The following is a 7,374-nucleotide window of genomic DNA, read 5'->3' as shown; positions in this document are numbered from 1 at the left end:
CCCCCCCCCCGGCTGCGGCGCTGCGGGCCCCGCTCGGGCGGGGCCCGCAGCCACCGGTGGGAAGCCGTCCCTCCCCACCGGCGGTCCTTCGGCGCGCCCGGTCCGTAGGGGCCCGTGCGGGCGGGCCGTCCGTACGCGTCGGGGCGGGCGCGCTCGGTCCGTACGGGGCCGGCCCGTACGGAGGCCGGGCGTACGAAGCCGGGGCGCGCGCCTCAGTCCTCGGCGGCGATCCGCGCCAGGCGCCGGGCCTCCGTGCGCGCGGCCCGCGCGATGTCGTCCTCGTCCGCCCCGGTCAGCCGGCCGTGCTCCACCACGGGCGCGCCGTTCACCAGGGAGAGGGTCACCGGCGCGGCGGCGCCAAGGACGAGGGCGGCGACGGGGTCGGCGATCGAGGAGTGGCCGATCCCGTCGAGCCGCCACAGCACCAGGTCGGCGAGCTTGCCCGGCTCCAGGGAGCCGATCTCCGCCTCCCGGCCGAGGACGCGGGCGCCGCCGTACGTGCCCAGCCGCAGCGCCTGCCGCACGGTGAGCGCCTTCTCCCGGTGCTCGCCGAGGCGGTTGACGAGCAGCGCGTTGCGCAGCTCGGTGTGGAGTTCGCCGGACTCGTTGGAGGCGGTGCCGTCGACGCCGAGGCCGACCGGAACGCCCGCGGCGAGCAGATCGGGCACCCGGGCGATGCCGGCGGCCAGCCGGGCGTTGGAGGAGGGGCAGTGGGCCACGCCGGTGCCGGTGCGGGCGAAGGCGGCGATGTCGGAGTCGTTCATATGGACGCAGTGCGCCATCCAGACGTCCTCGCCGAGCCAGCCGGTGGACTCGAAGTAGTCGGTGGGGCCCATGCCGAACAGCTCGTGGCAGAACTTCTCCTCCTCCACCGTCTCCGAGCCGTGGGTGTGCAGCCGGACCCCCTTGCGGCGGGCCAGTTCCGCGGCCCGGCGCATCAGCTCGGTGGAGACCGAGAACGGCGAGCAGGGCGCGACCACGATCCGCAGCATCGAGTCGAAGGAGGGGTCGTGGTGGGTGTCGATCGCCTCCTCGGTGGCCGCGAGGGCGTCCTCGGTGGACTCGACGGCGAAGTCCGGGGGCAGCCCGCCGTCGGACTTCCCGCGGTCCATCGAGCCGCGGGCGGCGGTGAAGCGGACGCCCAGCTCCCGGGCGGCGAGGATCTCGGCGCCGAGCAGATCGCCGGCGCCCCGGGGGAAGACGTAGTGGTGGTCCATGGCGGTGGTGACCCCGCCGCGGACCATCATCCCCAGCGAGCCGCGGGCGGCGGCGTGGACCATGGGCTCGTCGATGCGGGCCCAGGTGGGGTAGAGCGCGACCAGCCAGTCGAACAGGTTGTGGTCCTGGGCCAGGCCGCGGGTGAGCCACTGGTAGAAGTGGTGATGGGTGTTGACCAGGCCGGGGGTGAGCAGATGGCCGGTGCCGTCGACGCGCCGTACGACGTTCTCCAGGCGCTCCGGGGCCCGGCCGGCGCCCACCGACTCGATGCGGTTGCCGGCGACGACGACATGCCCGTCGGCGTACTCGGTGTCCTGCGCGTCCACGGTCGCGATGGCGCAGTTCTCGATGACGATGCGGGAGACCGGCATGAAAGGTTCCTCAATCGGTTGTGCGGTGGGGGGCGTGGGCCGGGGCCCGGTCACGTATGCGTCAGATCGACGGGGATGTGGGCCTCGGCGCCGTCCCGCAGGATGGTGGCCTCGATCAGGCCGTAGGGGCGGTCGGCCGCGAAATAGACCTCGTTGTCGTTCTTCAGGCCGAAGGGTTCGAGATCGACCAGGAAATGGTGCTTGTTCGGGAGCGAGAGCCGGATCTCGTCGATCTCCGAACGGCTGTTGATGACCCGCGCGCCCATTTGGTAGAGCGTCTGCTGGAGCGAGAGGGAGTACGTCTCGGCGAAGGCGTGCAGCAGGTGCTGGCGGGCCTGGGCGTACGAGGTGTCCCAGTTGGGCATGCGGGCGGCGTCGTCGCTCCAGGAATAGCGCCAGCGGGCGTGCACATCGGTGGCGAGAATGCGGTCGTAGGCCTCTTTGAGGGTCGTGTACTTGTCCTTGACGTACCCCCAGAACTCCGAGTTGGTGGAGTTCAGCACGGTGAGGTCCTTGAGCCCGGATATCACCTGCCAGCGCTCGCCGTCGAAGGTGACCTCCGTGGTGCGGGTCTCCCGCCCGCTGCGGACGAAGGAGTGCCGGACGTCCTCGGCGCCGATGAAGCGGGAGTTCGCCTCGGACGCCTCGATCCGGTCCCAGGCGTATTCCTCGATCCTGATCCGGGCCCGCCGGATCGGCTCCTGCCCGGTGACGAAATGGCGGGCCAGATGAATGCCGAACTGCTCGGCCGAGGAGATGCCGTGTTCCTTGGCGAAGGCGAAGACGGTGTTCTTGGTGGTGTCGGTCGGCAGGACGTTCGCGTTGCTGCCGGAGGTGTGGACCTCGTCCATGTCGCCGGAGAGCGCGACCGAGACGTTCAGGTCCTTGATGTGGTGGGTGTCGCCGTCCCGGGTGATCCGGACGACGCGGTTCTCCGCTTTGCCGTACTGATTCTGGCCGAGAACGACGGGGCGGGGTGTCATGTCGGTGCTAGCTCCCTCGGTATACGGAGTAGCCGAACGGGTTGAGCAGCAGCGGCACGTGATAGTGCTCCCCCGGGGCGACGACAAAGGTGATCGTCACCTCCGGGAAGAATGCTCCGCTGTCCCTTGCGCGGGGGGCGTCCTGCTGTTCCTCGGCTGTCGTGGTCCTCGCGTTGAGATACGCCCCGGTGTCGAAGACGAGGCGCGCCTGACTCGTACCCTCCGGCAGCGCCGGAATGTCCTTGCACCGCCCGTCCGCGTCGGTCACGCCACGGGCGTGCCCGTGCCAACCGCCGTCGGTGCCGCGCACGGACACCTCGACGGCCACGCCCTCGGCGGGGCGGCCGGCACTGGTGTCGAGGACGTGGGTGGACACCGACGCGGGGGTCCGCACGGTCATGGACGGGCTCCTTCCTGTTCCGCGACTCCCGGTTCCGGTACGGCTCCCGGTTCCGGTACGGGTTCCGGTTCCGGTACGGGTTCCCCCTCGGCCGCCGGTTCATCTCCCGCCAGCCGGCTCAGCCGAATGCGGTTGATCTTCCCGAGCTCCCCACGGACGATCTCGCGTTCCTGTTCCGGCGCGTTGTCGATCCGGTTACGGATCGCGTCCCGCATCCGCTCCCCGCTCAGCCCGGTGGCACAGATGAGGAAGACATGGCCGAAGCGCTCCTGGTAGGCGAGGTTGAGGTCGAGCATCTCGGCCCTCAGTTCCGCCGGGGCGCCGGCCATGCCGCTCTGCTCGCGGGCGGAGGTCGGATCGCCGGCTTCGGGCCGGCCGATCGGCGGATGGCCGGCCATCGCCTCGGCGAGGTCGGCCTCCGTCAGCCGGGCCACGGCGGCGTCGCTCGCCGCGAGCAGCGCTTCGAGATCGGGGTACGGGCGCCCGGCGAGCAGCGCGCCGCCCCACGCCGAACTGGCGCACACCGCACGCAGTGCGGCGCGTGCCGCGCCCTCGTCCGAGGCGTTGAACCGGGCGAGGCCCGGCGTCGGTCCTGAGGTCACGGGAGCCTCCGAGGCTGCGTGCTGGACGGGCTGCGCATAGCTAACGCCCTCGCCACCACCACGTCAACACTTTGTTGAAACTCCGGCACGGCGGAAGCCGCCGCCCGGGAACGCGGACGGCGACTGGTCGCACGGCGCGGTCAGTCCTCGCCCTTGGGGGCGTTCTCCCTGTTCAGATAGTTGTAGACGGTGAAGCGGCTGACCCCCAGGGCGCCCGCCACGGTCTCCACGCCGTGCCGCACGGTGAACGCCCCGCGGGCCTCCAGCGTCCGCACGATCGACTGCTTGGCCTTGCGGTCCAGCTCGGCCAGCGGCCGGCCGTGCCGGCGCTCCAGGTCCGCCAGGATGTGGTCCAGCGAGTCCGACAGGTGCGGCAGCCGCACGGCGAGCACCTCGCGGCCCTCCCAGCTGAGCACCACGTCGTCGGGGTGCGCCCGCTCGGGGGCGATCAGCTCGCCGCCCATGGCGTCCACCAGCGGTTTCACCGCGAGGACGAAGGGGTGGTCCCCGAAGCCGGTCACGCGTCGCGCCCCTCGGCCGGCGGCACCACGTTGACCTGGAGCGACACCCGGGTGGCGCCCGCCTCGAGGCAGCCGCGCAACAGCGTGTCCACCGCCCCCAGCACGGCCTCGCGGCCACCCTCGGCGGTGGTGCCGAACGGCCCGACGTCGACGTGGTCCAACCCGGCGCCGGACACGATCTCCCGGGCCACCAGCGCGTGCCGCGGGGCCTCGTCGAGGTCGAACGGCTCGGTCGTGAACTCAACCCTCAATCTCACGGCCCTCAACCTACTGCGCCGCCCCCGCCGGCGCGGAGCCGAGCCCGCGAGGGCCCTTGACAGCCCGTCGCCGCCGCGGGCACGCTTCCATTCAGCAGAAACCAACTTCCGCATTATGGAAGCCAGGGAAGGAGCCGCGATGGTCGGCACCGGCACCGGCATCGGTGCGTCGCACCGGCGCTTCGATGTGAACCTCTCGATCCTCTTCACCGAACTCCCGCTGCTGGAGCGCCCCGCGGCCGCCGCCGCGGCCGGCTTCGACGCGGTCGAGCTCTGGTGGCCCTGGCCGGACGATCCCGACCCCGCGCCGGCGGAACTCGACGCGCTGCGGCGCGCGCTCGACGACGCGGGCACGCGCCTGGTGGGGCTGAACTTCTACGCCGGCCGGCTCCCCGGGCCGGACCGCGGCGCGCTCTCCGTGCCGGGCGAGGAGTCGGCCCGGTTCCGCGCCAATGTGGACGTGGCGGCGGAGTTCGCCCGGTCGCTGGGCTGCCGGGCCCTGAACGCCCTCTACGGCAGCCGGATCGACGGCGTCGACCCGCGCGAGCAGGACGAATTGGCCCTGGAGAACCTGGTGACGGCGGCGCGGGCCGCCGACCGGGTGGGCGCCACCCTGCTGATCGAGGCGCTCAACCGGCCGGAGTCACCGCGCTATCCGCTGGTGAGCGCGGCCGCGGCGGTGGAGGTCGCCGACCGGGTGAACGCCGCCGGCGGGCTGAACAACGCCGCGTTCCTGATGGACCTCTACCACCTGTCCCGCAACGGCGAGGACCTGCCCGAGGTCATCGACCGCTTCGCCGGCCGCACCGGCCATGTGCAGATCGCCGACGACCCCGGCCGCGGGGCGCCGGGCACGGGGGCGCTGCCCCTCGCCGATCTGCTGAACCGCCTGGAGAAGGCGGGGTACGAGGGCTGGGTCGGCCTGGAGTACAAGCCGGACGGGCCCAGCCGGGACGCGTTCGACTGGCTGCGCGGCCCCGACCGCCGCACCCCGACGTCGTAACCCCCGCGCGCCCCGATCCCGTACCACCGCGGCCGCGTCGCACCCCCACGACTCCCCCACGACTCACCGAGAGGACCGCATGTCCACCGCACTCCCCTCCGTCGCCTGGATCGGCCTCGGCATCATGGGGTCCCCCATGGCCGAGAACCTGATCAAGGCCGGCTACCGGGTCACCGGATACACGCTGGAGCAGGACAAGCTCGACCGGCTCGCCGCCGCCGGCGGCACGCCCGCCGCCTCCGTCGCCGAGGCGGTTCGCGACGCCGACGTGATCGTCACCATGGTGCCCGCCTCCCCCCAGGTGGAGGCCGTCGCCTACGGCGAGGACGGCATCCTGGAGAACGCCCGCGCCGGCGCCCTGCTGATCGACATGTCCTCGATCACCCCCCGGACCTCCGTCGAACTCGCCGAGGCCGCGGCCGCCAAGGGCATCACCGTCCTGGACGCCCCCGTCTCGGGTGGCGAGGCGGGGGCCGTCGAGGCCGTGCTGTCCATCATGGTCGGCGGCGAACGGGCCGACTTCGACCGGGCCAGGCCCCTCTTCGAGGCGCTGGGCCGGACCGTCGTCCACTGCGGCCCGCACGGCGCCGGCCAGACGGTCAAGGCGGCCAACCAGCTCATCGTCGCCGTCAACCTCCAGGCGTGCGCCGAGGCCGTGGTCTTCCTGGAGAAGTCCGGCGTGGACCTGGCCGCCGCGCTCGACGTGCTGGGCGGCGGCCTCGCGGGCTCCACCGTGCTGGCCCGCAAGCGGGACAACTTCCTCCGCCGGGAGTTCGCGCCCGGCTTCCGGATCGATCTGCACCACAAGGACATGGGCATCGTCACGGACGCCGCCCGCGCCGTGGGCGCGGTGCTGCCGGCCGGGGCCGTCGTCGCCCAGCTGATCGCCTCCCTGCGCGCCCAGGGCGACGGCGGGCTGGACCACTCGGCGCTGCTGCGCGCGGTCGAGCGGCTGTCCGGTACGGCGCCGGCGGACGCGCAGGTTCCGCCGACGAACACGAAGGTCGAGGGCTGACGCCATGGCTCCCAGCAGAATCCCCGCGATGGACGCGGTCGTCCAGGTGCTCGCCTCGGAGGGCGTGGACACCGTCTTCGGCTGCCCCGGCGCCGCGATCCTCCCGCTGTACCAGGCGCTGGAGAAGAACGGCACGATCGAGCACCTGATCGTCCGCCACGAGGAGGGCGCGACCCACATGGCCGACGGCTGGTCGCGGACCACCGGCGGGGTCGGCGTCGCCATCGGCACCTCGGGGCCGGCCGGCACCAACATGATCACCGGCCTCTACACCGCGCTCGCGGACTCGATCCCGATCATCTGCGTCACGGGTCAGGCGGTCTCCAGCAAGCTCCACCAAGAGGCGTTCCAGGCGGTGGACATCGTGGCGGTCGCCGAGCCGGTCACCAAGTGGGCGGTCCAGGTGAAGGAGGCCGGCCAGGCGCCGTGGATCTTCCGCGAGGCGTTCCGGATCGCCCGGGAGGGCCGGCCGGGGCCGGTGCTGATCGATCTGCCGCTGGATGTGCAGAAGCAGCTGATCACCTATGACGCGGCCCTGGACGCGCCGCTGCCGGTGACGGCCGTCGAGCCCCACCCGCCGCGCGTGGAAGCCGCCCTCGATCTGCTGCTGGCGGCCGAGCGGCCGATCATTCTGGCCGGCGGCGGGGTGATCCTGGCGGAGGCGTCCGCCGAGCTGCGCGAGCTCGCGGAGTACCTCCAGGTCCCGGTGCAGGTCACGCTGATGGGCAAGGGGGCGCTGCCGGACGACCACCCGCTGAACCTGGGCACGACCGGCATCCAGACCTCCCAGCGGTACGCCAACGCCTCCTTCCTGGAGGCGGACCTGGTGCTGGCCGTCGGTGCCCGCTTCGGCGACCGGCACACCGGTGAGCTCGATGTCTACCGGGGCGAGCGCACCTTCATCCATGTGGACATCGAGCCCACCCAGCTCGGCAAGGTCTTCGAACCGGACCTGGGCGTCGTCTCCGACGCCCGGCTCTTCCTGCGGGCGCTGCTCGACGCGG

General features: G+C 72.5%; 9 protein-coding genes. 3 read left to right on the top strand and 6 right to left on the bottom strand.

The genetic code is table 11. From position 1 onward, the window contains the following. Nucleotides 1–212: 212 nt before the first annotated feature. From ACSNOD_RS26145 to ACSNOD_RS26120, 6 genes are all read right to left on the bottom strand, one after another. The gene (locus tag ACSNOD_RS26145; RefSeq protein ID WP_436769516.1) at nucleotides 213–1,589 is read right to left on the bottom strand and encodes an 8-oxoguanine deaminase; all 1,377 of its coding nucleotides are present in this window, start codon (nucleotides 1,587–1,589) and stop codon (nucleotides 213–215) included. Nucleotides 1,590–1,639: 50 nt separating this feature from the next. Then, nucleotides 1,640–2,572: a factor-independent urate hydroxylase gene (gene pucL, locus ACSNOD_RS26140; protein WP_436769515.1), complete on the bottom strand. Its 933-nt coding sequence runs from the start codon at nucleotides 2,570–2,572 to the stop codon at nucleotides 1,640–1,642. Between the two features lie 7 nt (nucleotides 2,573–2,579). Beyond that, a complete protein-coding gene (gene uraH, locus ACSNOD_RS26135; protein WP_436769514.1) occupies nucleotides 2,580–2,972 on the bottom strand; it encodes a hydroxyisourate hydrolase in 393 nt (130 codons plus the stop codon). Beyond that, nucleotides 2,969–3,574 (bottom strand): 2-oxo-4-hydroxy-4-carboxy-5-ureidoimidazoline decarboxylase, encoded by a 606-nt coding sequence (gene uraD, locus ACSNOD_RS26130; RefSeq protein WP_436769513.1) that lies wholly within the window; start codon nucleotides 3,572–3,574, stop codon nucleotides 2,969–2,971. Before uraD ends, uraH begins: the two co-directional genes overlap by 4 nt. A gap of 140 nt (nucleotides 3,575–3,714) precedes the next feature. After that, nucleotides 3,715–4,095 (bottom strand): helix-turn-helix domain-containing protein, encoded by a 381-nt coding sequence (locus ACSNOD_RS26125; RefSeq protein ID WP_436769512.1) that lies wholly within the window; start codon nucleotides 4,093–4,095, stop codon nucleotides 3,715–3,717. Next, entirely contained in the window at nucleotides 4,092–4,352 is a 261-nt protein-coding gene (locus ACSNOD_RS26120) for a hypothetical protein (protein WP_436769511.1), read from the bottom strand. Before ACSNOD_RS26120 ends, ACSNOD_RS26125 begins: the two co-directional genes overlap by 4 nt. A 139-nt stretch (nucleotides 4,353–4,491) precedes the next feature. Here ACSNOD_RS26120 and ACSNOD_RS26115 point away from each other — a divergent pair, with 139 nt between their 5' ends. From ACSNOD_RS26115 to ACSNOD_RS26105, 3 genes are all read left to right on the top strand, one after another. Then, nucleotides 4,492–5,355 (top strand): TIM barrel protein, encoded by an 864-nt coding sequence (locus ACSNOD_RS26115; protein ID WP_436769517.1) that lies wholly within the window; start codon nucleotides 4,492–4,494, stop codon nucleotides 5,353–5,355. Nucleotides 5,356–5,434: 79 nt separating this feature from the next. Then, a complete protein-coding gene (locus tag ACSNOD_RS26110; protein ID WP_436769510.1) occupies nucleotides 5,435–6,370 on the top strand; it encodes a 2-hydroxy-3-oxopropionate reductase in 936 nt (311 codons plus the stop codon). Nucleotides 6,371–6,374: 4 nt separating this feature from the next. After that, nucleotides 6,375–7,374: thiamine pyrophosphate-binding protein (locus tag ACSNOD_RS26105; RefSeq protein ID WP_436769509.1), on the top strand; the 1,000-nt coding region annotated here is incomplete at its 3' end.

Origin of the sequence: Streptomyces sp. URMC 123 (genome assembly GCF_051386515.1) — a bacterium.
Taxonomy (GTDB): domain Bacteria; phylum Actinomycetota; class Actinomycetes; order Streptomycetales; family Streptomycetaceae; genus Streptomyces.
The sequence above is the reverse complement of the archived record's forward strand: the minus strand, read 5'-3'. Positions and strand labels throughout refer to the sequence as shown.